We start from the raw sequence: 391 nt of genomic DNA on the forward strand, positions 1-391 counted from the left end.
CAGCGACGCGATCCGCGCGGCCGCCGCCGACCTGCGCCTGGCCGAACGCTATGGCGCGCACGTCTCGCTGACGGGGCCGGTGCCCCTGTCGGACGACGAGTTCGCCTCACTGCAGGAAGGGTCGCCGCTCGTCGGCAGCATCCCCGTCGCGATCGTGCTCGTGCTGCTGTGGCGCGCGGTGCGTTCGACCCCGCTCGTGCTGGCACTGTGCATCACGATGCTGGGCGGCCTCGCGCTCACGGCCGCGCTGGGGCTCATGATGGTGGGTGCGCTGAACCTGATCTCCATCGCGTTCGCGATCCTGTTCGTCGGGCTCGGCATCGATTTCGGCATCCAGTTCGGCATGCGCTTCCGCGAACTGCGGCGCGTCCGGCCCGGCACCGGCACGGCC

1 protein-coding gene is annotated in these 391 nt (G+C 71.4%); it reads left to right on the plus strand.

The annotated features are described in order from the left end of the window. On the plus strand, positions 1 to 391 hold a 391-nt coding region (locus ACEN88_RS34510), incomplete at both ends, for an MMPL family transporter (RefSeq protein ID WP_413346908.1).

The organism is Massilia sp. CT11-108, assembly GCF_047302915.1.
Classification (GTDB): Bacteria; Pseudomonadota; Gammaproteobacteria; order Burkholderiales; family Burkholderiaceae_D; genus Telluria; species Telluria orientalis.